Genomic DNA, 325 nt, shown 5'->3' with positions numbered 1-325 from the left:
CCCCGGCATGCAGGAAGGCCTTCACCAACGCCAGCAACCGCTTGTCCGCGACCCGCACACGCAGAAGGTCCATCAACGCGACGTGGTCGATCTCGTCGAAACACGCCGCGATGTCCGCCTCCAGAACCACCTCGTAGCCACGTGTGGTCATGTGCTGGATCTCGGCGATCGCGTCCTGCGCACGCCGGTTGGGCCGGAACCCATAAGAGCACGGCTTGAAGTCCGCCTCGAAGATGGGTTCCAACACCGCCTTCAGGGCTGCCTGCACCACCCGGTCGGCCACCGTCGGGATGCCCAGCTTGCGCATCTTGCCGTTGGCCTTGGG

The 325-nt window shown here is 65.2% G+C and carries 1 protein-coding gene; it reads right to left on the bottom strand.

The features are described 5' to 3' along the window. On the bottom strand, positions 1-325 hold a 325-nt coding region (locus tag N864_RS23195; RefSeq protein ID WP_034723349.1), incomplete at both ends, for a reverse transcriptase domain-containing protein.

The sequence above is a fragment of the Intrasporangium chromatireducens Q5-1 genome, assembly GCF_000576575.1.
GTDB lineage: Bacteria > Actinomycetota > Actinomycetes > Actinomycetales > Dermatophilaceae > Intrasporangium_A > Intrasporangium_A chromatireducens.
This window is presented reverse-complemented; position numbering and strand designations above follow the sequence as displayed.